The organism is Kitasatospora sp. NPDC003701, assembly GCF_053587085.1.
This window is the reverse complement of sequence record NZ_JBSFNM010000035.1, coordinates 13,974-37,201: the sequence shown is the minus strand read 5'-3', so window position 1 is coordinate 37,201 and position 23,228 is coordinate 13,974. Positions and strand designations below refer to the sequence as shown.

The following is a 23,228-nucleotide window of genomic DNA, read 5'->3' as shown; positions in this document are numbered from 1 at the left end:
CTCCTGCCGTCCGACCGTTACGACGCCCGGCCCGGTGCCCTCCGCACCGGGCCGGGCGTCGTACGATCGCGGGTATGGCCCATGATCCGCGCGAGCTCGACGAAGCCTTCCTCGCCTTCTGGCGGGAGCGGCACATCTCCACGCTGACCACGCGGCGCCCGGACGGCTCGCCGCACGTGGTGCCGGTGGGGGTGACGTACCAGCCGGAGACGGGGACGGCACGGGTGATCAGCAGCCGGACCAGCCGCAAGGTGCGCAACGTGCAGGCGGCCGGGCCCGAGGGCATGCGGGTGGCGGTCTGCCAGGTGGACGGCGCGCGCTGGTCGACGCTGGAGGGCGTGGCCGTGGTGCGGGACGAGCCGGACGCGGTGGCCGACGCCGTCCGGCGGTACACCGAGCGGTATCGCGAGCCCCGGGTGAACCCGGACCGGGTGGTCGTCGAGATCACCGTGGACCGGGTGCTCGGCCGGGCGTAGGCGCGCCCGGCGCCGGCGCTCGGGCCGGAGCCGGTGCTCGTGGTGCCTCCGTGATGCGGGTGTTTATCGGTCGTTGATCGCCGGCGCCTAGCGTCGGGGACATGAACGAGGGAACGGTCGAGGAGCAGGGCGGGCGGGCTCTGCCCGAGGGGCGGATGACGGAGCAGGACGCGGAGCGGTTCCGGGTGCTGCTGGCCCGCCTGGGGGACTCGCTGACGGCGGACCGCCGGGCGGCCGCCGAGGCGGGGTCCGATGTGTGAGGCCGGGTCGGTGACGGTCGGTGCCGGTGGCTGCGGACCGGTCGCGGTGCTGCCGCTCTGGCAGCGCGGGCCGGTGCCCGGTCCGGTGGCGGGCCCGGTGGCGGGGCCGGACCCGGCCGGACCGGTTCACGGCGGGGGAGCGGGCCCGGGTGAGGGCGCCGGCCCGGGCGCGGGCTACTTCACGAAGCGGACCTCCGGGTAGTTCGGCGAGGGGCGGTTCAGCTCCGGGCTCGGGCGGCCGAGCAGGTGCCGGTCGAAGAAGGCGCCCAGGTACGTCCGGGAGGCGGCGAGCGCGCGCTCGCCGCCGAGGCTGCCGTACTGCCCGTGGGCGGTCTCCGGCGGGACCTGGTCGCGCACCCCGAAGGCGTCCAGCAGCCAGGGCATGTCGCAGAAGGAGAGGTGACCGCCCTCGGGCAGGTCCAGCCAGCGCTTCCAGCCCGTCAGGTGCTTCCAGGTCTCCTCCCAGTTGGCCGCCGCCCCGTGGGCGTCGCTGCTGCGCCGGGCGCTGAGCAGGAGCACCGGGCCGGCGAGGCCGTCGGCGGGCAGGGGGGTGAAGAAGTCGCCGTCCAGGTTGGCGGCGGCGCGGATGCGGCCGTCCTCCCGCATCGCCTCGACGGCGCTCGCCCCGCCGAGCGAGTGCCCGGCCGCGCCGATCCGGGAGGGGTCGATCCGGAGGCCGCGCACCGGCCCCGGCCCGGGGGCGGTCAGCCGGTCGAGCAGGAAGCGGATGTCCTTCGCCCGGCTGAGGGTGACGTCGTTGCCCAGCCGGTCGTCCGTCCGACTGCAGATCAGGCACGCCTCCACCCGGCCGTCGGGGAACTGCACGGCCGTCTCGTAGGTGTGGTCGAGGGCCGCCACCGCGTAGCCGCGAGCCGCGAGGTCCTCGGCCAGGGCGGTGAGCGAGGTGCGGCTGTAGCCGAAGCCGGGGGAGAGCACGATCAGCGGGTGCCGCCCCGGGGCGGGCGTCGCGTCGGCCGCCGCGCCGGTGCGCACGACGGCGAGGTCCGGAGTGCCGAACAGCGCGGTGGACAGCTCCGCGGACATGTACGGCGCCCGCGCACCGTGTGCGGAGAGGGCCGGGTACCAGAACGTCGCCATCAGTTCACGCGTCGCCGCGTCGGGGCGCCACGGGTCGTGGCGGCTCGCGTCCACCAGGCGCACCGAGGCCGTGCCGACCGGTCGGTGGCTGGTGGGCGCCGGTACCCGTGGTGCGTTCGGGGCGGCGGCGGTGGGAGGCCCGGCCGGGGCGGGCGCGGCCGTCGCGGACTGCGGGCCGACCAGGGTGAGCAGCAGGGCGAACGGCAGCAGGAGGGTGAGGGCGAGTGGCAGCGGTGGTGCGGCCGCGCGGCGCCGGGGAAGCTTCGACATGACGCCACGTTAGGTCGTGTGCGGTCGGCTGGGCGTCCTGCGTGCGGCGGAGCCGCCGTACGCCGCAGGTCGGAGTCGCCACGCCCGGCGGTACGGCCCGGCGGATGACCCGTCGCCGCCTCCGGCGCTGTCAGGAGCCCGGTGCGGGCGCGGAGTTGCCCCCGCACCCGCGCCGTGTGCTCAGCAGTCGCAGCCGCAGTCGCACCCGTCGCACCCGCAGCCGTCGCAGCACCCGTTGTCCCCGCAGCACTGACAGCAGTCGCCGCAGTCACCGCAGTTGCTGCAGTCGTCGCAGCTGCAGTCCTGCTGCGCGCACCACCCGTCCTTGCGCTCGCGCGAGAAGGGGTCGTCGTGCGAGCAGCACATCAGCTGGCAGGTGCAGGCCATCAGTGCCCAGACCGCGCAGCCGGCCAGCAGGTTGCGGCGCTGCGGGGGCTTGCCGCCGGGCGGGGTGAACCCGGGGCCCTGCGGCACCCAGGGCGGGATCGGTGCTCCCGGGCCGGTCGGCGGTGCCTGGCCCGGATCCTGTCGGGGCGGCGACTGGGACGGGTCGGCTCCGAGCGGGAGGTGTCCCGCGCCGCCGTGCCCGCCGTGCCCGGAGGGCCCGTGCGGGTCTGCTCCGGCGGCCGCGGTCGCCGTGCGGGTGCGGCAGGAGGCGGAGTGCCCGGCCGGGCCGAAGACGCGCTCCACGGCCTGTTCGGTCTCGTGCGCGAGCAGGACGTGCACCAGGGCCCGGTCGGACAGCTCCACCTCGCGCAGCGCGAGCCGGATGCCGTGGACGGCGTCCCGGCAGAGGCGTTCGGCCTCGGCCCGGTCGGTGCCGGTCGCCGTGAGCGGGTTCCAGGCACCGCTCGCGGCGTCCTCGGCCTGGTCCTCGGCGGCGTCCAGCAGGTGGGCGAGGCGTCCGAACAGCCGCCCGGCCTCCGCCAGCGGTGCGGCGTTGCCGGGCCGGCCGGCCAGCGTCGCGGTGTGCGCGAACGCCGCCGACGTGGCGCTCTCGGTGGGCTCCGTGACCAGCAGGACGGACCCGCCCGGTGGCAGCCCGCGCTCCAACTCGCCCTGGCGGGAGGCCGCGTCGAGCAGTACGGCGGTGTCGAAGCCGACCGCCGAGGCGCCGCCCGCGCTCTTGCGGTCCCAGCGCCGGGTGACCGCGCGGGCCCCGGCGGCGACCGGCCGTCGGGCGAACACGCCGTCCCGGTCCTCGACGTGGTCGCGGATCTTCACCGAGGCGAGCGCGAGCGAGACGGCGGCCGCCAGGCGGGCACCCTCGCCCTTGGCGACCGAGGCGGTGCGCATGCCGCGCAGCGGGCAGGGCCCGGCCGTGCGGCGCCAGGAGGCGTCGTCCTTCGCGCTCTGCGCCTCGACCAGCACCGAGATGATCAGACCGTCGTAGTTGGTGGCCGTCCTGGCCAGCTGGCCGTGCTCGTCCCGCAGTGCCAGGCAGAGCCCGCACAGGTGGGCCATCCACGAGGTCTGCAACCGCTCCGAGAGCCGGTGGCGACACGGCCTGATGATGCCGAACATGATCCCCCTTGGTGCGCGGGCCATGGCGGGCCCCCGATCGCGGACATCATATGACCGGCAGTTCACGACTTCGGAAGGGTCGTGAACCAGGTGGGTAACACCGGCGGTGCCGTCGGAAACAGCGGTGCCCGGGACGCGAACCCGGGCACCGGGACCGGTCCGGGTCCCGGTCCGGACCCGGACCGGTCAACCCACGAGGGCGCCGGAGAGCTCGGTGACCGCGGCGGTGTTCTTCGCCGGAGGGGCCGTCACCTTCACCGCCTTGCCCAGCTCGGTGAAGGTCACCGTGGTGACGGAACGGACGGGGTCCATGGTCAGGACCATCCGGACCTTCGCCACCCGGCCCTCGGGGTCGATCCAGACCTCGGCGGGGACCTGGAGGCCGGCGGCGCTCATGCTCCGGTACGTGTCGACCTTGCTCTGCACCTGCGGCGTCAGGCGCAGGGTGACGGCGTCGTCGGCCAGGATCCCGCCGTAGCGCGTCGTGCGGACCCCGTTCAGTTCCTCCTCACCGCTCCGGGTGACCCGGGTCAGGGTGGAGATCTGCTGCAGCACGTGCTCCGGGTCGTTGACCGGCGCCCGGAGGAGGGCGTGCGCGACGGTCCGCTCCCGGTCCATCGCCGCCCAGGACCCGGCCGGCACCCCCGCCGAGCCGCGGACGTACACCTGGCCGTCCGCGAAGATCTCGTCGATGTGGCTGATGCCGCCGCCGGGGAAGTCGACGTCCAGCCGGCCCCGGTCCGCCGCGAGGTCGAAGTCTCCGGCAACCGTCAGGTTGTACGTGGTCTCCCCGTCGCTGAGTTCCACGGTCTCGCCGATCCGGGCGCTGGTGCGGCCGGTGGCGGCAGCGGCCTCGCGGACGGCGCCGGCGTGCTCGGCGATCGACGCCGCCGCCGACGCGGTCGGGGCCGGGGTCGGGACCGTGGTCGGCGCCGTCGGGGTGATCGAGGCGGTCGCGGTGGTCGACGACGTCGGGGTGCCCGCACCCGTCGTGGCGCCGGCCGCCGCCGGGCTGCTCGCCGACGGCCCGGCCGTCGTCCCGGCAGTGGTGGACGCGCACCCGGCGGCGCACGCCAGCGCGAGCACGGTACCGACGAGACCTGTGGAACGACGCACTTCTTCCCCTGACACGGTGTTGCGGTGGTGATCGGGCCGGGCCCGCCGCGTTCTGCGGCGTCCCCCGTCGTGGTGTGCGTTTCGCACCCGCCCGGCCCACCGACCCTATCCGGCCAGGTCGGGCCGCCACGGCCGGGGTGGAGGCCGTCGTCCCCGACGGGGCCCGCAGGCGCTCTGCAGGTGATCTCATATCCGGGATAGCATCGCGAATATGGGAATCGATACGGCCGCCGACGAACGGCTGGCCATCCGGCTGGCCGAGCTTCGCGTCGAACGCGGATGGACGCTGGAGGAGTTGGCGCGGCGGGCGGAGGTGAGCCGGTCGACGCTGTCGCGGGTCGAGCGGGCGGAGGTCAGCCCGACGGCCGCCCTGCTCGGCCGGCTCTGCGCCGTCTACGGGCGCACGATGTCGCGGCTGCTCGCCGAGGTCGAGTCGGCCCCGGCCCGGCTGGTCCGGGCCGGCGAGCAGCGGATCTGGCGGGACGAGGCCACCGGGTTCGTACGGCGTTCGGTGTCCCCGCCGGACGGCTCGCTGCGGGGCGAGATCATCGAGGGCCGGCTGCCGGCGGGTGCCGACATCGCCTACGACCGGCCGTCCGTCCCCGGTCTGGAGCACCATCTCTGGCTGCTGGAGGGCCGGTTGGAGCTGACCGTGGACGGCGAGCCGCAGCAGCTCGCGGCCGGCGACTGCCTGCGGTTCGTCGCCGACAGCACCCGCTTCCGCAGCCCCGGGCCGGACGCCGCCCGGTACGTGCTGGTGGTGGTGGAGCCGTGACGGCCCCGATAGGCCCGGCGGTGGCCCGCGAGCGGTTCGACGCCGCCGGCCGCCGCGTCCTGCTGGTCTGCGTCGCGGGTGGCTTCACCACCCTGATCGACCAGTCCGTCCTCAACACCTCGATACCGGCCCTGCGGGAGAGCCTGCACGCCCAGCCCGCCCATCTGCAGTGGATCGTGGCCGGCTACTCGCTCGCCTTCGGCCTGGCCCTGATACCGGGTGGGCGGCTCGGGGACGTCCGGGGCCGCAAGTGGTTCTTCGTCACCGGCCTGGCCGTGTTCACCGCCGTCAGCGTGCTCTCCGCGACCGCCACCGAGCCCTGGGTGCTGGTGGCCGCCCGGTTGCTCCAGGGAGCCGGGGCCGGCCTCGTCAACTCCCAGATGATCGGCACCATCCAGGACGTGTTCCACGGTCAGCTGCGGGCCCGGGCGCTCGGGATGTACGCCGTCACGGGCGGCCTGGCCTTCGCGCTGGGCCCGCCGGTCGGCGGCGCGGTGCTGGCCGCCGTCGGACCGGAGACCGGCTGGCGGCTGACCTTCCTGCTCAACGTGCCGTTCGGGCTGGCGACCGTCGTCCTGGCGGCCCGCTGTCTGCCCCGCCCACGCCCCAGCGCCCGGAACGCCAACCTCGACCTGGTCGGCCTGCTGCTGGTCGGTGCGTTGACCCTGGTGCTGATGCTGCCCTTCGTCCAGCCGCCCGGCTGGACCGGCTGGACCGGCTGGCTGGCCTTCGCCGCCGGCGCCGCCCTGCTGCTCGCCGCGCTGGTCCGCTGGCAGCGGCGCCGAGCCCGGGCCGGCGGGCACCCGTTGATCCACCCGGCGCTCACCCGGTCCGCGCCCTACGCCCTCGGTACGGCGGTGGCGATGGCCCAGTTCGGCTCGGTCGTGGCGGCCGGGCTGGTGCTGGCGATGTTCCTGCAGGACGGGCTCGGGCTCTCCCCGATGATCGCGGCGCTGGTCGCGCTGCCCTCGGCGGTCTCCATGGGGGTCGCCTCGGCGCTCGCCTGGCGGGTGGTGCAGCGCTTCGGCCGGCGGAGCGTCACCGTGGCCCTGGCGGTCTCGGCACTGGTGATGCTGACCGGCGGCCTGGTCGTGCACTGGGGGCCCACCGGCGCGCTGCCCTGGGTGTTGGCGGCGTTGCAACTGGTCGGCGGCGCGGCCGCCGGGGTGATGAGCGCCACCAACCAGGCGTACGTGCTGCGCCATGCGCCCGCCGAGGCGGCCGGGGTGAGCGGGGCGATCCTGCAGATGGCGCAGCGGATCGCCGCGGCGGTCTGCGTCTCGGCGCTCTCCGGGGTCTACCTGCGTGCCACGGGTGGTGGGGGCGGCCACCGGGCCGCGTACACCTGTGCCAGTGCCGTCTGCGCGGCGGTGGCCGCGCTGGCGGTGCTGGCCTCGGTGCTGGCGAGCCGAGCGGCGGCGCGGGAGGACGAGGGGCCGGTGGCGGTCCCGCTGCCCGCTCGGGCGGGGGAGGCCGGTGCCGGGCAGGGCGGTGCTGTGCAGGACGGTGCTGGGCGGGCCGGTGTGCCGGGTCGGGCCGACCGGCCCGGTCGGGCCGGGGACGTGCGGGCGCGGCGGTAGGAGCGGGGAGCGGCGCGGTCGGCGCCGGGTCGGCCGGCCCGCCGCCGACCGGATTGAGCGGTGGGCGAACGGGCGGCCGGCGGGTGGGAGTCACGGCGTACGGTGATCGGCATGACTGAGCATCGGACCGTCGAACTGCCGGAGGTCACCCTCGCCTACCGGGAGTCCGGCACGCCGGGCGCCCCGCCGCTGCTCCTGCTGCACGCCCTCGGGGAGCGGGCCACCGACTGGGACGGCGTCCTGCCGGACCTCGCCCCCCACCATCGCGTCCTCGCGCTCGACCTGCGCGGCCACGGGGACAGCGGGCGCCCCGGCCGGTACGGCCTGGAGCTGATGCGGGACGACGTGCTCGGCTTCCTGGACGCGCTCGGGCTGGACCGGGTCGACGTCGTCGGTCACTCGATGGGCGGCGTGGTGGCGTACCTGCTGGCGCAGGAGCACCCCGAGCGGGTCGGCCGGCTGGTGCTGGAGGACGTCCCCGCGCCCCACCCGCGCCCGGCGTCCCCGGTGGCCGCCGCGCCCGCCGAGCCGGTGGACTTCGACTGGGCGGTGGTGGCGGCGGTCAAGGGGCAGATCGACACCCCCGAGCCGGTCTGGCTGGAGCGGCTGGCCGCGATCGCCGCGCCGACCCTGGTGGTGGCCGGTGGTGGGGCCAGCCACGTCCCGCAGGACCGGCTCGCCGAGCTGGCCGAGCGGATCCCCGACTGCCGGGTGGTCACCGTCGAGGCCGGCCACCTGGTGCACCACGCCCGGCCGGCGGAGTTCGTCGCGGTGGTCGCGCCGTTCCTGGACCTCGCCGACCGGACCGGCGGACCCCCGCGGTAGCCGACCCCCGCTAGCCGACCCCCGCTAGCCGACCCCGGCTGGCGGCCCGCCGGGGCGGGCCGCCCCGGCGGGCGGCGGAGGTCAGACGCCGTGCTCGGCCGCGAGCCGGCCCGCCCGGACGGCCGTGACCAGGTCGGCGTGGTCCGCCTCGGTCCGGTCCGCGTACGCCACCGCGAAGGTGGCGACCGCCTCGTCCAGTGCCTCGTTCTTCCCGCAGTAGCCGCTGATCAGGCCCGGGTCGGCGGTGTGCGCATGGGCCCGGGCGAGCAGCGCGCCGGTGATCCGGGCGTAGTCGTCGAGCTGTGCGGGCAGCAGCGCCGCCGGGTCCACGCTGCCCTTGCGGTTGCGGAACTGCCGTACCTGGTAGGGCAGTCCGTCCACCGTGGTCCAGCCGAGCAGGGTGTCGCTGACCACCTGCATGCGCTTCTGGCCGAGGACCACCCGGCGGCCCTCGTGGCCGTCCGGTGCGGTCACCGGGTGGCCGGCGCGGGCCAGGTGCGGCAGCAGCACCGAGGGGCGCGCCTCCTTCACCTGGAGCACCAGCGGCTGCTCGCGGTGGTCGGTCAGCAGGACGACGTACGAGCGGGTGCCGACGCTGCCGGTGCCCACCACGCGGAAGGCCACGTCCTGCACCCGGTAGCGGGCGAGCAGCGGGTGCAGCTCCGCGGGCACGGTGGCGACGTAGGCGCCGAGCGCGGTGGCCACCGCGTCGGCCGTCGCGTCCGGCACCTCGCTGAGCACCGGGGGCGCCGCGGTGAACCGCAGCCCGCCGTCGGCCGCCCGGACGGTGGACTTGGCGGCGAACCGGGCGCTGGTGTTGCCCAGCGCCTTGGCACCGACCTTCTGCAGGGCCTCGGCCAGGTCGTGCGCCTGCGCGAACGAGACCAACTGGTCGTCGGCGACGGCGTTCCAGGCGTCCAGGACGGGCAGCTTGGCCAGCGTGCGCATGGTGCGGCGGTACGAGCCGGCGGCGTCGAACGCGGCCCGGCGCGCGGTGGTCTCGTCGGCCCCGACCTCGCGGCCGGCCAGCACCAGGCTGGCGGCGAGCCGCTTGAGGTCCCACTCCCACGGGCCGGGCACGGTCTCGTCGAAGTCGTTTATGTCCATCACGAGTTGGCCGCGGGCGTCGCCGTACAGGCCGAAGTTGGCGGCGTGCGCGTCGCCGCAGAGCTGGGCGGTGATCCCGGCGGTGGGCGTGCCGGCGAGGTCGGCGGCCATCAGGCCGGCCGAGCCGCGCAGGAACGCGAACGGGGTGGCCGCCATCCGGCCCAGCCGGATCGGCACCAGCTCGGTGAGCCGGCCCGCGTTGGACGCCTCGATCGCCTCGACGGCGGTCGGGCGGTCGTCGGCGGTGGCGAACTCGGCGTGCCGCTCGCGCGGGATGCGCTCGCGCAGGGCCTTGCCGCGCTCGCGGGAGCGGCCGTCGTGACGCGGTGCGAACCCGTCGACGGCGAACCGCCGCCCCCGGCCGGCCGCTTCCGCCCGTGCCCCGGACTCCTCCACCGCTTCGGTGAGCTGCGTCATCGTGCCCCGCCCCGTCCCTCTGTCGTTCCCGCCCGCGACCTGCGCGGATCCGGCCCTTCGGCGGGCCGGGGAGCAGGTTACCGGGCCGCTCGGACAGCCCGTCGACAGGGAGGGACGTGCGCGGGGAGGCGCCGGTTCCGCCGGGCCCGCCCCGCCCGGAGCGGGGAAGCGGAGCTCACCCTCCGAGAAGGGCCTTGTGGGCGCCGTACGCCTCGATGAGGCCCTGAATCGTCCGGAGGTCGCCGGCGAAGGAGGCGGACCGCCATTTCGCCTTGCGGCCGTCGCGGTAGTCGAGATCGACCCAGACGGCGAGATTCACCCGGGAGCTGTCCGAGAAGCTCTGGCCGCTCGCCCGCAGCGTCATCGCGGCCAGTTCGTAGAAGTCGACGACGGTCAGCGGCTTGCGCTCGTCCGTGTATTCGACGGCGCCGTCCGGGGTGATGACCAGCAGCGGGTCCGCGTCGTGCGACGTCCCGTGCAGGAGGCCGGACAGCTTGCCGCGCGCCTTGGTGAAGACCCGCCAATTCGCCGGGACGGGGCCCTGCCGGGCCTGCCAGAGGATGGTGCGCGAATCGATCATGCCGGCTCCGGTTCGTGCCGCCACCGCCGGTCGGCGGACAGGACTGAGGGGCGGAGGGGGATCGCCGACGCGCGCGGGGCGCCGTCGTCCGCGTGGGGCGACCCCGGCTCTCCAGGACTCACGGGGATTCTCCGCCCGCCGGCGCCCGGCCGCCACTCCGGCGGCGCCCGGGTCGGGGCCGGACCGCGACCGACCAAAGGCGGTCGCGGTCCGGCACGGGGACCGGCGAGGCCGGTGGGCCCCCGCTGTCGGGCGGGGGCCCACCGGTTCCTTCGGGATCGAGCCGACCGATCCGGCTATCGGAGGAGGAGACGCATGCGCTCCGCGATCTCGGCCGCCTTCGCGCGGACCTGATCACCGTCCAGCAGGTCGGACGCGCCCGTTCCCGCCGCGTCGTAGTCGAACGCCAGGTAGAACAGGTCCGTCGCCGCCTGGTAGTGGTCGGTGGACGGATAGGGCCCGCCGTACTGCTTGTACAGCGGGAGGCAGACCCGGGAGAACTCGGCGGCGGAGAGCCTGCCCTCGGAAACGGCCTCCGCCAGGACGAGGAAGGGCTCCAGGGCGGCCATCTAGAGGACCCCCTGCTCGACGAGGTAACGGTACTGGTCGGTGTCGACCCTGGATTTCCACGCCCCGAGCAGCTCGCCCGTTTGGATGTCGACCGAGACGTGCTTGCCCGTCGCGAGATCCACGTAGTGGCGGGCGGGAATCTTACGGAACGTCCCGTCGATCACCGTGGTCCCGGGATTCCTGATCAATTCATCCAGCACCTTCAAGAATGCCCGCCTGGCCGGCTCGCTGTTCGTGGCGGTGATACCGAAGTCGGCGGCGTGCTCGAAATGATGGGCGACCTTGTTCCAGCGGACCCAGACCGAGCCGCAACTCGGGCCGCTGTTGTGGACGAGTACCGGCGTACCGCCCGCGAGTACATAGTACGTGTGGGCGGATTCCACGGTGAGGTTGTAGGCGGGCTGGACGGTCTTCCAGTGCCCGGTGCTGGTGATCCGTGCGGTCCGGCCGGTGTCCGTCCTGAGGGTGTCGCCGCTCGTGAGGTCGGCGGCGTCGACCCAGGCGTGCTGGTTGTCGGCCCAGAACGGGTGCTCGTCGGTCGAGGTGATCGTCGCGGTGGTGCCGTCCGGCGCCGTGACGCCGAGGTCGGTGAAGTCGCGGTCGTCGGGCGTGTAGATGGTGGCGTCGACGCGGTGGGAGCCGGTCCGGCCGGACTCGGGGTCGGTCGCCCGCACCTGGTCGCCGACGCGGATCCGCTCAATCGGGAGGGTCGACCCGTCCGCCATCAGGACGCCGGTGCCGGCCGGGAAGCTGTTCTCCGTCAGGCAGCTGGTGACGGCGTCCGCGAGCCTCCTGATGCGCGCGGCCTCCGCGACCTCGTCGATGGTCTTGGCCTTCTTCGCGAGTTGCGCGAGCTTCACCGCCTTTCCGGCCGGGAAGAAACCGACGGCCAGTTCCGCACAGGCACTGGCGCTCTTCTGCTTGACGCACTCCTCGGCGCTGTCCACGCCGAGGATGGCCTTGACGACCTTCTTGACGAGCTCCGCCTCGTCCTGGAGGTTCTCGAAGTAGGACCCCCATTCACTGAGGAGCCCCGGTACGCCGCTGAGCAGGGGGGCCCTGTGCGGCTGGGGAAGCGTGCACTTCCAGACCTCCGCCAGCGTGACGGCGTTGCAGACCGGGCGGCCGGCGGTCAGGCGTTCGTACTCGGCCCGGGCGATCTCGTCCCGGATCCGTGCCTCCAGTTCCTTGTTCAGTTCGTCGGCGATCTCCTTGGCCTGGGCCTGGATCCCGGCTTCCTCGGCCTTGAGTTCGGCCTGGCGTTCCTGGATCTCCTTCTCCGCGACGAAGCCCCAGGCCTCGTCGGCGGCCTGCTGGGCCTGACCGGCGTCCTTGCCCGCCGCGACCGCGGCGGCGCGGGCCCGGGTCGCGGCCTTGCGCGCCAGGTCCGCGGACCAACGGGCCTGGGACGCGGAGGCCTGCGCGCGGGCGGCGGAGGCACTCGCGTCGCCGGCGTCGCGTGCGGCGGCCTGGGAGGCGGTGCGGGCGGTGGTGGCGGACCGGGCGGCCTGGGTGGCGGAGGTTTCGGCGGCCTGGGCGGACGCCTTGGCGTCGGAGCGGTACCGGTCGGCCTGCTCGGCCGCGGCGTGGGCCTGGACGCGGGCGTTGTCGGCCTCGCCGGCGGCCGCGTTCGCCACGGCGGCGGCCTCGGTGGCCTCCCAGGCGTCCTGCTGGGCCTTGGCCGCGGTCTGCGAGGCCTCGGCGATCAGGCGGCTCATCTGCGCCGCGTGGGTGGTGGCGAGCTGGTCCTTGCGGTCGGCCATGTACCGGCCGGTCTGCAGGAAGTCGTGCACGAGGTCGGGCGTCCCGGCGAGGGCGTACTTGGCCGCGGCCTGGACCTCGGGGCCGCCGACGGCGAGCAGCTGGGTGGCCTGGACGCGTTCGTCGATCTGACGGGCGGTGTACTGGCCGGTCATCAGGAAGGCGGCGACGGCCCTGGGCGAGCCGTCCTTCAGGGCCTTCTCACCGGCCTCCTTGACACTGGTGCCGCCGGTGGCGATCACCTGGTAGGCGCGGACCCGGTTGTCGGTGATCGCCGCGTCGTTCCGGCCGCTGGTGTAGAAGGCCTCGATCTGCTGCGCGTCGCCCTTGAGCGCGGCGGTGGCGGCGGTGCGGACGGCCTCGTCGGGGCTGTCCTGGGCGATCTCCTGCACGCTCTGGCGCGTGTCGTCCTGCTCGGCCTTGCTCCGACCGCTGCGCACCCAGTCCAGGACGGTCGCATCGGTGCCGGCCAGGGCGGTGGCGGCGGCCTCCTGGCTCCAGGGGCCGCCGGACTTGACGGTCTGGAGCGCGACCTTGCGGCCCTTGGCCGCGAGTGCCTTCGGGTCGGCGTCGGGGCGGGCGGCCTCGGCGGCCAGCCCGGCGGCCTCCTGGTCCTGGGCCTTCCAGTCGGCGAGCAGGGTCCCGATGCCGGCGCTGTTCTCGTCGTCGGCCGACTTCAGGGCCCGGGCGGTCTCGACGGCGGCGGCGGTGCGGGCGGTGAGGTCCTCGGCCTCGGTCCTGCGGGCGACTGCGTAGACGGTGCTCGCGGTCTGCACCGCCTCGCTCGCGGTGTTCGCGGCCTTGCGCGCCTCCTCGGCCTGGCGGGCGGCCTCGGCCGCGGAGGTCGCGGATTCGCCCGCGTGCTGGGCGGCCTCGTCCGCGGCGGTCGCCGCGTTCTGGGCGTGGGTGGCGGCGGAGTGCGCGGCGTCGCGGGCCTGGAAGGCGGCCTGGGCGGCCTGGGTGGCCAGCGCCGCGGAGGCGGTCGCGGCGCGGTCGGCCTCGTTCGCCTGGCGGCGGGCCTGGTCGGCCGCGGCCTGTGCCTTGCCGGAGCCGGCGCCGGCGGCGTTCGCCAGCCGGCCGGCCTTCTCCGCGGAGCCGGCGGCCGCGTTCGCGTTCGCGCTGGCACTCCTGGCGTCGGTCGAGGCCTCGCCGGCGGCCTGGGAGGAGGCGCCGGCGTGGTCCGCGGCCTGCGCGGCGCGCTCGGCGTCCCTGGCCGCGTCGCGTGCTTCCTGTGCCCGCTGGCGGGCTTCGGAGGCCTTGCCCGCGTCGGAGGACGCGGCGTTGGCGGCCCGGCGGGCGTTGCCCGCCGCGAGCGCGGCGCCACTGGCCGCCGAGGCGGCCTGGGCCGCGGCGCTGGAGGCGATGCGGGAGGCCTGGTTGGCCGCGCCGGCGGCGGAGACCGCCTGCTGGGCGGCGGCGGCCGCGCCCTGGGCGGCGTCGGCCGCTCGGGCGGCGGCCTCCGAGGCACGGGCCAGGTCCTGGCCGGCCGCCTCGGTCTCCCGGGCCGCGGTCTCGGCGGCCTCCTTGGCCAGGCGGGAGGTGTCCACCGCGCGTGCGGAGGCTTCCTTGGCGGCGTCCTTCGCGGCCAGTGCCTGCGCGCCGGCCTGCTCGGCCTGGTCGGCCAGTTGCGAGATCGTGGCGCGTTCCTGGTCCCGGGCGAGGGCCACGAACTGACCGACGTCCAGGAACTCGACAACGTCGGCGGGCGTGCCGCGCAGCGCGACCTTGGCGGCCTCCTTCATGGCCGGGCCCCCGGCCGCGAGGAGTTGCATGACCCGTACCCGGTTGTCCGTCTCCAGGGCGTCGTACCGGCCCTGTTCGAGGAACTTCCTCACGTCCTCGGGCGTGCCCCTGAGCGCGGCCGTGGCCTGCTCCTTGACACTCGGGCCGCCGGTGGCGACCAGCTGGAACGCCTGGACCCGCCGGTCCTGCTCCAGGGGGGTCTGCCAGCCGTCATTGAGGAAGGCGCGCAGGTCGCTCGTCGACCCCTTCAGCGCCTTGGTCGCGGCGTCCCGCACACCGGGCCCGCCGAGGCCGAACATCTGAAACGCCGTGACCCGGTCGTCGTGGTATTCCGCGAGGTCCCTGCCGACCTCCAGAAATCGTTTGACATCCTCGTCCGAACCGATGAGCGCGGCCTCCGCGGCCGCCTTGACCCCGGTCCCGCCGTTCGTCCACAGGTTGAGGACGAGTTCGCGGTCCGTGATGACGGGCGGGTTGTACACGGGGGACGGGCCGGCGGCGAAAGCGGGTGCCGGGCCGAGCAGGCCGGCCGCGAGGGCCACCGGCAGCAGGACGGCACCCGCAGCGCGCAGACCCGGTATTCGACTCCGCGCCCGTCGCTTCCTCCGGGCGGCGTCCGGTACTCCCGACGAGTGCAAGACGTGCTTCACACTACATTCCTCTCATCCGGGGCATGCGTAGGTCATGTGAACGGAATCCCCCGGCAAATAATCGAAAGCGACCATCGACGGCATATCGGGCATAAGTGGCCGAGGAATCCGGTCATGAATGACGAAACGTCACCGTCCGTTGGGGGCCGGTTCTTTTATGACCGGACAAGATCCCTCGGGGCGACAACTGCTGATATCTTACGCACCATCAGCACCTCGCGATCATGATCTCTGCACCGAGTCACCATGTTTGATGGATACTCATGAATGAAGGAATCGCCATGCCGCCCATATCCCGTTCCCGGAAGACTCTCCTGGCCTGCTCCGCCGGCGTTCTGACGGCAGGCATCGGATTCGCATCGCTCGCGGTCGCGCACGCCGCGCCCGGTACGACCTCGGACGATTCCGCCATGCCGGTCGCCGTCGAGGACTTCCAGCACCCCGGTGCCGACCGCATCCTCGCGGAGCGGCAGATCACCTTGAAGCAGGGCGACGGGCACATCTGGCTCAAGGAGGGCCCGGGGCACACCGTGCCGACGGACTGCCAGGCCTCGAACGAGATCTTCATCGAGTCCCGCCTCGACAAGCGCGGCTACTGCTTCACCGTGTCCGGCACGAGCGGTTACCTCGCCATGGAGCTGCCGGACGTCTACGGCATCTGGACCGAGGACCGCTCCGTCAGTGCCAAGCTCGTCGCGGCCGGCCAGACGACTCAGGTGAACGTCGGCCCGAACTCGGTCGAGCCCGTCGGGGAGAGCCTGCCCGGGGGGAAGCGCTCGGTCCTGGTCGAACTGCGCGTCACCGGCTGATCCCCCGGGGGCCACGCAGCCCAGCCCCGGCGGGTCCCCGGCCGAACCGGTCGGGGACCCGCCGGGGCCGTCGCGGGACCGGCCGGCCTGCTCGGGGGGTGCCGCGCACCCGTCGGCGCGGGGCGGGGGAGAGGTGCGTGCGGAGGAGGCCTCCCGCCGGTCCGGCCGAGCCCCTGGGCTGGTCCCGGCGTCCCCGAGCGGAAGGCGTGCCCGCGTTCCCGCCCGCTGTCCTGGCCGGTCCCGGGTGGAACGCGCGGGATACGCTGGCCGGCGTGGACGATCTTCGGGGGAGTGGCCGTGCGCGGGTGGCGGCCGGCGTGGTGGCGGTGCTGACGGTGGGGGCCGGGCTCGGGGTGCGGGCGGTGGCGGGTGGCGATGTCGCCAAGTACGCCGGCGACGCGCTGTACACCGTCCTGGTGTACGCCCTGGTGCTGTTCGCCGCCCCGCGGCTGCGCCCGGTGGCGGCCGCGGCGGTGGCCGCCGGGCTGAGCTGGGCGGTCGAGCTGTTCCAGCTCACCGGCGTCCCCGACGACCTGGGCCGGCGGAGTGCGGCGGCCCGGTTGGTGTTCGGCTCCACCTTCAACGCGCCGGACCTCGGGTGGTACCTGGTCGGCGCCGCGTCGGCCGCCCTGCTGCACGCGGGGTCGGTCCGGCTGGTGCGCGCCGGCCGGGCGCTCCCCTCCGCCGTGGCGAAGCAGGGCGCGCCCGACCGGGTCTGACGGTTGCTCAGGTGGGTCAGAGCGGGAGCAGCTCCGGCCGCTTCGCCTCGACGTGGTCGCCGGAGGACTCGCCGCGCAGCCGGCGGCCGACCCAGGGCAGCAGGAACTCGCGCGCCCACTGCAGGTTCTCCCGGCGCTGCTCGGCGGGGGTCTGGACCGGCAGGACCGGCCACGGCGCCTCCGGGTCCTGCTCGGTGCGCAGGCCCAGCGAGCGGGCGGCCAGCAGGGCGACCCGCTGGTGACCCTCCGGCGAGAGGTGCAGGCGGTCCTCGCTCCACGCCCGGCGGTCCTGCACCGCGCGCAGCGACCAGAGGTCCGCGACCTTGCAGCCGTTGCGGTCGGCGACGGCCCGCATGTGGCCGTTGTACGTGGCGATCTTGCCGCGCAGGTGCTTCAGCAGCGGCACGCCCCGGGTGTCGAAACCGGTGCAGATGAGCACCGTCCCGGCGGATTCGGTGAGTTGGACGATGGCGTTCTCGAAGCGCTCGGCCACCTCGTCCGGGTCGCTGCCCGGGCGCAGGATGTCGTTGCCGCCGGCACAGAAGGTGACCAGGTCCGGCTGGATGCGCCGCACCTCGGGCACCTGCTCGGCCATGACCTGGTCGAGCAGCCGGCCCCGCACCGCGAGGTTGGCGTAGCGGAACTCGCCCGGCGGGCACCCGTCGGCGAGCAGTCCGGCGAGCCGGTCGGCCCAGCCGGCGAAGGCGCCGCCGACGCCGGGGTCGTTCAGGCCTTCGGTGAAGCTGTCCCCGAGGGCCGCGTACGAACTGAGGTCAAGGGTCTCCTGGAGGTTCGGCATGAAGGAGATAGTTCACTGTCTCAAGTGACCTACGCCACCGTAGGTGGCCCGTGCGGGTACGTGAGATGGGCCACGTGCGATTCGTGCGGGTCTCGGGAATAACCCGGCAGGGTGCCGCGCCGGGCCGCGCCGGACCGTCGCGCGCGGCTGACGATGACTCAGAAACTGCCTGTAGATAGGCCGGCCGGGGAAAGAACAAGATCGCGACCCCCTTCCGGTTCCGGCTCGGCGCCGCCCACCCTGGAGGGGCCCGGCCGCTCGGCGGGGCGCCCACCCACCCAGGGGAGCGGAAGCATGACCGAGCCCGACCCGACCACCGCGTCCCGGACCTCCGACGAGGGCTGGTACGTCGACGACCGCTGTTTCAACTGCGACGTCGCCCGCCAGCTCGCCCCCGATCTGATCCACGAACGCGGCGGACGCTCCGAGGTGGTCCGCCCGCCCCGCGACGAGGCCGAGCTGCGGCAGCTGTACGCCGCCGCCCACGCCTGCCCCACCCGCTCCGTCCGCCTCGCCGGCCGGCCGCTCGATCCGGCCCGGGACCCGTTCCCGCTGGCGCTCGACGACGGCCTGCTGCTCTGCGGCCACACCTCCCGGCACACCGCGGGTGCCAACTCCTACCTGCTGCGCCGGCCCGACGGGTACCTGATGGTGGACACGCCCCGGTTCGCCGAACCGCTGGCCGCCCGGTTCGAGGCGCTCGGCCCGGTCACCGACGTGCTGCTCACCCACCGCGACCACGCGGCCCACGGCCGCGCGTACGCCGACCGGTTCGGCGCGCGGCTCTGGATCCACGAGGGCGACCTCGACGCCGCGCCCGGTGCCGACCGGGTGCTGCGCGGCCGGGAGCCCGTGGAGATCGCGGCCGGGTTCGTGGCCCACCCGTTCCCCGGGCACACCCTCGGCAGCGTCGTCCACCTGGCCGACGACCGGTACTGCTTCTCCGGCGACAGCTTCTACTGGTCGCGCACCACCGGCGACCTGGAGGTGGCCGCCGGGGTCACCTGGTACTCGATCGAGGAGCTCGCCGCCTCGCTGGCCCGTGCCGTCGGGCGGCTCCGCTTCGAGTGGCTGCTGCCGGGGCACGGCGACCGGCGGCGGATGCCGGTCGACGAGGCGGCCCGGCGGCTGAGCGCCCTGGCCGAGCGGAGCCGTGACCTGCGGCCGAGGCCGATCGACTTCACCTCGATGCGCTGGTAGGGCGCGGCCGTGCGGCGGCGGCGCCGTCTCCACGTGGCGGAGTGTCCCCGTGCGCCGGTGTGCGCGCCGGGTGCGCGGGGGGCTGCGCCCGACGGGGGCGTCCGCTCAGGTGTGCGAACGGCGCTGTCTGGGCAGCCGCCCTCTGGGGCGCGCTCGCGCACCCCGGCACGCCCCCGTGCTCCGGCGCCGGACACCCGAGCACCCCCGGTACGCCGGCGCCCCGGTACGCCAGCACGCCCGAACCCTGTACTCCGAACCCTGTACTTCCCGGACGGCGGAGGTAGCCGCATGCCGAACCGAATCCCGGAGCGTACCGCGAGGCCGCGGCGCTACCTGATGTGCCGGCCGACGTTCTTCACGGTCGACTACACGATCAACCCCTGGATGGACCCGGAACGGCCGACCGACACCGATCTCGCCGTCCGCCAGTGGGAGCGGTTGTGCACCACGTACCGGCGGCTGGGCCACACCGTCGAGCTGATCGAACCGCTGCCCGGTCTGCCCGACATGGTCTACACCGCCAACGGAGCCACCGTCCTGGACGGCCGCGCGCTGGTCGCCACCTTCCGGCACCCCGAGCGGGCCGGCGAGTCCGACGCCCACCAGGCCTGGTTCCGGGCGGCCGGCTACCGCGAGGTCCACCGGGCCGGGCACGTCAACGAGGGGGAGGGCGACCACCTGGTGGCGGGCCGCCGGGTGCTGGCCGGCACCGGGTTCCGCACCGACCCGGCGGCGCACGCCGAGGCCAGGGCCCTGTTCGGCGTCCAGGTGCTCAGCCTGACCCTGGTCGACCCGCGCTTCTACCACCTGGACACCGCGCTCGCCGTCCTCGACGACGACCACGTCATGTACTACCCGGCGGCCTTCTCGCCCGACAGCCAGGCGCTGCTGCGCAGCCTCTACCCCGACGCGATCATCGCCGACCGCGCGGACGCCGAGGTGTTCGGCCTCAACGCGGTCTCGGACGGGCGGCGGGTCCTGCTGCCGGAGGCCGCCAAGGCGCTGGCCGGCCGGCTGGCCGAGCACGGCTACGAGCCGGTGCCGGTGGACGTCTCCGAACTGCTCAAGGGCGGGGGCGGCGCCAAGTGCTGCACCTTGGAGCTGCGGCCCGGCTGAGTCCGCCCCGGCGGCCACGGCCGCCACCCGCCGTCGTCACCGTCGAAGGGCCCGGACCCCGCCCCGGCGGCGCAGCCGCCCGCCGAGGCCCAGGAGCCGCAGCCCGTGGCAGGGCGGGGGCAGGCGGGCGTGTGGGGAGCCGGGCGCCGACGTCCTCGACGGCCAGGACGTCGGTCAGGACCAGGTCACCTCGTGGACGCGCGTCACGAGTTCCCCGGCGAGGCCGGCCCGCCGGTGGTCGTCCCGGGCGGGCCGGCCGGGCGGGGTGTGGCTCAGGCGTCGCGGCCCAGCCAGAGGTCGGGGCCGAACACCTCGTAGTGGATGTCCGCGGCCGGTACGCCCGCCGCGAGCAGCTGCGCCCGCACCGAGCGCAGGAACGGCAGCGGGCCGCACAGGTACGCGACGGTCCCGGCCGGGACCGGCACCGTCGAGAGGTCGACCAGGCCGGTGCGCTCCTGCGGCCAGTCGCCGAGCGGGCGCTCGTAGAAGACATGGGCGACGGCGCCCGGCAGCTCGGCGGTGAGCCGGTCGAGGTCGGCGCGGAAGGCGTGCGAGAGCTGGTCCCGGTCGCCGTGGACGGAGATCACCGTGCGGGGCGAGCCGGTGGCGGCGAGGTGGTCCAGCATGGCCGTCATCGGGGTGTTGCCGATCCCGGCCGAGGCGAGCAGGACCGGGCCGGCGCCGTCGGCGAGGGTGAGGTCGCCGAGCGGCGGGGCGAGTTCGAGGGCGTCGCCGGTGCGCAGGTGGTCGTGCAGGTGGTTGGAGACCTCGCCGGCCGGCGTCCCGTCGGCCCCGGCGCCGATCCGCTTGACGGTGAACCGCAGCGCGCCGTCGGCGCCCCCGGAGAGGCTGTACTGGCGGATCTGCCGGGCGCCGTCCGCCATCGTGGCGCGCACCGAGACGTACTGGCCGGGCCGGGCGGGCGGGACGGGGCCGCCGTCGGCGGGGCGGACCAGGTAGCTGGTCACGTCGTCGGTCTCCCGGTGCCGGTCGACGACGGTGTAGCGGCGCCAGAGGTCGGCCGCACCGCCCGGTGCCCCGGCGGCGGCCTCGGCGCGCAGCCGGTCCTCTATCGCGATCAGCGCGTTCGCCATCAGCCAGTACACCTCGTCCCAGGCGGCGGCGACCTCCGGCGTGACGGCCTCGCCGAGCACCTCGGCGATCGCGGCGAACAGGTACGTGTGGACGACCCGGTACTGGTCGTTGTCGATGCCCACCGAGACGTGCTTCTGCGCGATCCGGGCGAGCATGGCGTCCGGCCGCCGGTCGGGGTGGGCGAGCAGGGCGGACGCGAACGCGGCCATCGAGCCGGCCAGTGCCTGGGACTGGGTGCGGTTGGCCTGGTTGCCCCGGTTGAAGAGGTCGCGCAGCAGCTCCGGGTGGTCGGCGAACAGCTTGTCGTAGAAGAGCGGCGTGATCTCGCCGATCGCAGCGCCCACGGCGGGCAGGGTGGCTTCGACGATCTCGGCGGACTTGGCGGACAGCATGTGCTGGCTCCAAACTGGTATCTGAGATGCGTATTAAAGGCCGTGCGGGGGCGCGGCCCGGGGGCGGGACGAAGGGTGGGGCGAGGGGTGTGGCGAGGGGCGAGTGTCGGGCCCGTTCCGACCGGCCGCGGTGGCCGGCCGCCCGGCTCGGCCGGTGGATCAGCCGGTGGGTCTGCCGGTGAGGCTCAGCAGGACGGGACCGGTGGGCGGGGCGACGAGGTCGTCGATCGAGAGCGGATCGAGCGAGGCGAAGAACGCCTCCTGCGCGGTCCGCAGGGCCCCGCGCAAGCGGCAGGCGGCCCGCAGCGGGCAGGGCGGCTCGTCCTCGCAGCCGACCACGTCGCCGATGCCCTCCAGCTCGCGCAGCAGCAGCCCGAGCGAGCCGGTCCGGCCGGCGAAGGTGAGGGCCAGGCCCCCGCCCCGCCCGCGTCTCGCCTCGACCACGCCGAGGTGCTGCAGCCGGCTGACCACCTTGGCGGCGTGCGTGTAGGGCACGCCCACCGACTCGGCCACCTCCCGGGTGGTCGGGTTCGCGTCCTCGTCGAGGACCGCCAGCCGCATGGCGACGCGGAGGGCGATGTCGGTGCTCTTGGTCAGCCTCACGTTCGAGAGGCTAGCTAATGCGAATCCTGAAATCCAATTTCCTGCACGCGTGCCCGGCGCCGGGTGGACCGGGCGGCCGGTGGTCTGCCGGAAAGGCGGGCACCGTCGTGGACGTCCTGCGCCCGGGCGTCCTCCCGGTGGCGGCCGTGACCGGCCGGGAGGTCGCCTGCGCGGCGTTGATCGGCCGGTGGCCGGTCCTGCCCGACGCGGTCCGGGCGCGCCGATGTCGCCCCCGGCACGGTCCGGGGGCGACATCGGCGGCTCAGTTCCGGACCGCCTCCGGCCGCGCCGCGGTGCCGGGGGCCGAAGGCGCGCCCGCGACGGAATCGGCGATCGCCGGGCCGCCGGCCAGGACGGGGGCGGGGCGGCGGGCCGGGACGAGGAGGGCGGCGAAGGCGGCCGCCAGGCAGAACACGGCGAGCAGGGTGAAGCCGTCGGTGTAGCCCGCGACGTAGGGGCGGCCGGAGGGCTGGAGGTGGCCGGTGACCAGGCTGGTCATCAGCGCGGCGCCGAGGGAGCCGCCGATGGTGCGGATGTTGGCGTTCATGCCGGTGGCCGCACCGGTCTGCGCCGCGGGCACGCTCTGGACGATGAGGTTGCTCATCGAGGCGAAGGCCAGGCCGATGCCGAGCCCGAAGACGCCCGCCGCCAGGGCGACCTGCCACGGCCGGTCGTGCCACGCGGCGAGCATCGCGCAGGCGACCGAGCCGAGCACGGCGCCCGTGGTGAGCTGGGCCTTGGCGGGGAACCGGCCGGCCAGCCGGCCGCTGAGGACGCCGGCCACGAACATGGTGACCAGCATGGGCAGCATCAGCAGTCCCGCGCCGGTGATGCTCGCCCCGAAGCCGTAGCCGGCCGAGGAGGGCGTCTGCGCGAAACCGGGGAGGAAGGCCCAGACCGCGTACATGCCGCCGCCGAAGAGCAGGGCGGCGGTGTTGGTCGTCCAGACCGCCGGGAGGCGCATGATGCGCAGGTCGATCAGCGGGTTGCGCGAGCGGGCCTCGACCAGGGCCCAGAGGGCGAACAGGACGACGGCCGCCCCCAGCAGGCCGAGCACGCCGAAGGAGCCCCAACCCCACTTCGAGGCCTGGCTGATGGGCAGCAGCAGCGCCACCAGCCAGCCGGAGAGCAGGACGGCGCCGAGCCAGTTGACGCGGCCCCCGTCGGCACCCCCGGCGCGCGCGGGCGACTCCGGGATGTAGCGGTGGGCGATCACGGCGGTGATCGCGACGATGATCACCGGGAACCAGAACAGCCAGCGGTAGTCCAGCGCGCCCACGATCGGTCCGGCCAGGACCATGCCGAGGCCGCTGCCCACCGCGATGACGGCGGACAGGTTGCTGATGCCGGTGGCCACCCGCGAGGCGGGGAACTCGTCGCGGATGATGCCGAAGGAGAGCGGGAAGAGCGCGCCCGCGATGCCCTGGATGACCCGGGCGATGATCAGGACGGTGATGTTGGGCGCCACGGCGGCGACCAGGCAGCCCACCAGGAGGGCGCCGAGCGCCGCGACCAGGGTGCGCTTCTTGCCGACCAGGTCGCCCACCCGGCCGAGGATCGGCGTGAAGATCGAGGCGGAGAGCAGATAGGCGGTCATCACCCAGGTGACGGTGGCCTGGTCGGTGTGCATCGCGGTCTGGACGGTCGGCAGGGCGGGCGTGATCAGCGACTGGAGCAGGGCGAACACGCCCGCACCGGTCGCGAGGACGCCGAAGGTGAGGCGATTGGACGGGCGGCTCATCA

The 23,228-nt window shown here is 74.8% G+C and carries 20 protein-coding genes; 9 read left to right on the top strand and 11 right to left on the bottom strand.

Translation table 11 applies throughout. From position 1 onward, the window contains the following. Positions 1-74: 74 nt before the first annotated feature. Complete coding sequence (locus ACWDRR_RS27880; RefSeq protein WP_449774991.1) at positions 75-476, top strand: pyridoxamine 5'-phosphate oxidase family protein; 402 nt, start codon at positions 75-77, stop codon at positions 474-476. A 101-nt stretch (positions 477-577) separates the two neighbouring features. After that, positions 578-736: a hypothetical protein gene (locus ACWDRR_RS27875; RefSeq protein WP_449774990.1), complete on the top strand. Its 159-nt coding sequence runs from the start codon at positions 578-580 to the stop codon at positions 734-736. A 174-nt stretch (positions 737-910) separates the two neighbouring features. Here the strand turns inward: ACWDRR_RS27875 and ACWDRR_RS27870 are convergent, their stop codons facing one another. The 3 genes from ACWDRR_RS27870 to ACWDRR_RS27860 form a co-directional block, all read right to left on the bottom strand. Then, positions 911-2,104 carry an alpha/beta hydrolase family protein gene (locus tag ACWDRR_RS27870; RefSeq protein ID WP_449774989.1) on the bottom strand — a complete coding sequence of 398 codons (1,194 nt, stop codon included), beginning with the start codon at positions 2,102-2,104 and terminating at the stop codon, positions 911-913. A gap of 180 nt (positions 2,105-2,284) precedes the next feature. Beyond that, a complete protein-coding gene (locus ACWDRR_RS27865) occupies positions 2,285-3,628 on the bottom strand; it encodes a DUF5685 family protein (protein WP_449774988.1) in 1,344 nt (447 codons plus the stop codon). 186 nt (positions 3,629-3,814) lie between these two features. Next, positions 3,815-4,744, bottom strand: a complete 930-nt coding sequence (locus ACWDRR_RS27860) for an LppX_LprAFG lipoprotein (protein ID WP_449774987.1) — start codon at positions 4,742-4,744, stop codon at positions 3,815-3,817. 211 nt (positions 4,745-4,955) lie between these two features. Here ACWDRR_RS27860 and ACWDRR_RS27855 point away from each other — a divergent pair, with 211 nt between their 5' ends. The 3 genes from ACWDRR_RS27855 (at position 4,956) to ACWDRR_RS27845 (ending at position 7,924) form a co-directional block, all read left to right on the top strand. Continuing rightward, positions 4,956-5,519 (top strand): helix-turn-helix domain-containing protein, encoded by a 564-nt coding sequence (locus ACWDRR_RS27855; RefSeq protein ID WP_449774986.1) that lies wholly within the window; start codon positions 4,956-4,958, stop codon positions 5,517-5,519. Next, positions 5,516-7,099, top strand: a complete 1,584-nt coding sequence (locus ACWDRR_RS27850) for an MFS transporter (protein ID WP_449774985.1) — start codon at positions 5,516-5,518, stop codon at positions 7,097-7,099. The genes ACWDRR_RS27855 and ACWDRR_RS27850 overlap by 4 nt, the downstream gene beginning before the upstream one ends. A 111-nt stretch (positions 7,100-7,210) precedes the next feature. Then, a complete protein-coding gene (locus tag ACWDRR_RS27845) occupies positions 7,211-7,924 on the top strand; it encodes an alpha/beta fold hydrolase (protein ID WP_449774984.1) in 714 nt (237 codons plus the stop codon). Between the two features lie 81 nt (positions 7,925-8,005). On the opposite strand, the gene ACWDRR_RS27840 is transcribed toward ACWDRR_RS27845, so the two are convergent. From ACWDRR_RS27840 to ACWDRR_RS27825, 4 genes are all read right to left on the bottom strand, one after another. After that, positions 8,006-9,448, bottom strand: coding sequence for a DUF2252 domain-containing protein (locus tag ACWDRR_RS27840; RefSeq protein ID WP_449774983.1), 1,443 nt, complete (start codon positions 9,446-9,448; stop codon positions 8,006-8,008). A gap of 175 nt (positions 9,449-9,623) precedes the next feature. Further along, entirely contained in the window at positions 9,624-10,028 is a 405-nt protein-coding gene (locus ACWDRR_RS27835) for a hypothetical protein (protein ID WP_449774982.1), read from the bottom strand. A 296-nt stretch (positions 10,029-10,324) separates the two neighbouring features. After that, positions 10,325-10,597, bottom strand: coding sequence for a hypothetical protein (locus ACWDRR_RS27830; RefSeq protein ID WP_449774981.1), 273 nt, complete (start codon positions 10,595-10,597; stop codon positions 10,325-10,327). Then, the gene (locus ACWDRR_RS27825) at positions 10,598-14,752 is read right to left on the bottom strand and encodes a polymorphic toxin-type HINT domain-containing protein (RefSeq protein ID WP_449774980.1); all 4,155 of its coding nucleotides are present in this window, start codon (positions 14,750-14,752) and stop codon (positions 10,598-10,600) included. 410 nt (positions 14,753-15,162) lie between these two features. Here ACWDRR_RS27825 and ACWDRR_RS27820 point away from each other — a divergent pair, with 410 nt between their 5' ends. Together ACWDRR_RS27820 and ACWDRR_RS27815 are read left to right on the top strand one after the other, a co-directional pair. Beyond that, complete coding sequence (locus ACWDRR_RS27820) at positions 15,163-15,561, top strand: hypothetical protein (RefSeq protein ID WP_449774979.1); 399 nt, start codon at positions 15,163-15,165, stop codon at positions 15,559-15,561. Between the two features lie 272 nt (positions 15,562-15,833). After that, positions 15,834-16,280: a ribosomal maturation YjgA family protein gene (locus ACWDRR_RS27815; protein ID WP_449774978.1), complete on the top strand. Its 447-nt coding sequence runs from the start codon at positions 15,834-15,836 to the stop codon at positions 16,278-16,280. A gap of 16 nt (positions 16,281-16,296) precedes the next feature. Here ACWDRR_RS27815 and ACWDRR_RS27810 read toward each other — a convergent pair whose 3' ends face one another. Further along, the gene (locus tag ACWDRR_RS27810; RefSeq protein WP_449774977.1) at positions 16,297-17,079 is read right to left on the bottom strand and encodes an SGNH/GDSL hydrolase family protein; all 783 of its coding nucleotides are present in this window, start codon (positions 17,077-17,079) and stop codon (positions 16,297-16,299) included. A 294-nt stretch (positions 17,080-17,373) separates the two neighbouring features. Between ACWDRR_RS27810 and ACWDRR_RS27805 the strand changes: the two genes are divergently transcribed. Together ACWDRR_RS27805 and ddaH are read left to right on the top strand one after the other, a co-directional pair. Then, on the top strand, positions 17,374-18,279 hold the full coding sequence (locus tag ACWDRR_RS27805) for an MBL fold metallo-hydrolase (protein ID WP_449774976.1): 906 nt from the start codon (positions 17,374-17,376) through the stop codon (positions 18,277-18,279). Positions 18,280-18,567: 288 nt separating this feature from the next. Then, positions 18,568-19,395 carry a dimethylargininase gene (ddaH, locus tag ACWDRR_RS27800; RefSeq protein ID WP_449774975.1) on the top strand — a complete coding sequence of 276 codons (828 nt, stop codon included), beginning with the start codon at positions 18,568-18,570 and terminating at the stop codon, positions 19,393-19,395. A 272-nt stretch (positions 19,396-19,667) separates the two neighbouring features. Here the strand turns inward: ddaH and ACWDRR_RS27795 are convergent, their stop codons facing one another. The 3 genes from ACWDRR_RS27795 to ACWDRR_RS27785 form a co-directional block, all read right to left on the bottom strand. Beyond that, entirely contained in the window at positions 19,668-20,882 is a 1,215-nt protein-coding gene (locus ACWDRR_RS27795; RefSeq protein WP_449774974.1) for a globin domain-containing protein, read from the bottom strand. A gap of 159 nt (positions 20,883-21,041) precedes the next feature. After that, a complete protein-coding gene (locus ACWDRR_RS27790; protein WP_449774973.1) occupies positions 21,042-21,485 on the bottom strand; it encodes an RrF2 family transcriptional regulator in 444 nt (147 codons plus the stop codon). Positions 21,486-21,747: 262 nt separating this feature from the next. Next, positions 21,748-23,226: an MFS transporter gene (locus ACWDRR_RS27785; protein WP_449774972.1), complete on the bottom strand. Its 1,479-nt coding sequence runs from the start codon at positions 23,224-23,226 to the stop codon at positions 21,748-21,750. Positions 23,227-23,228: the final 2 nt, after the last annotated feature.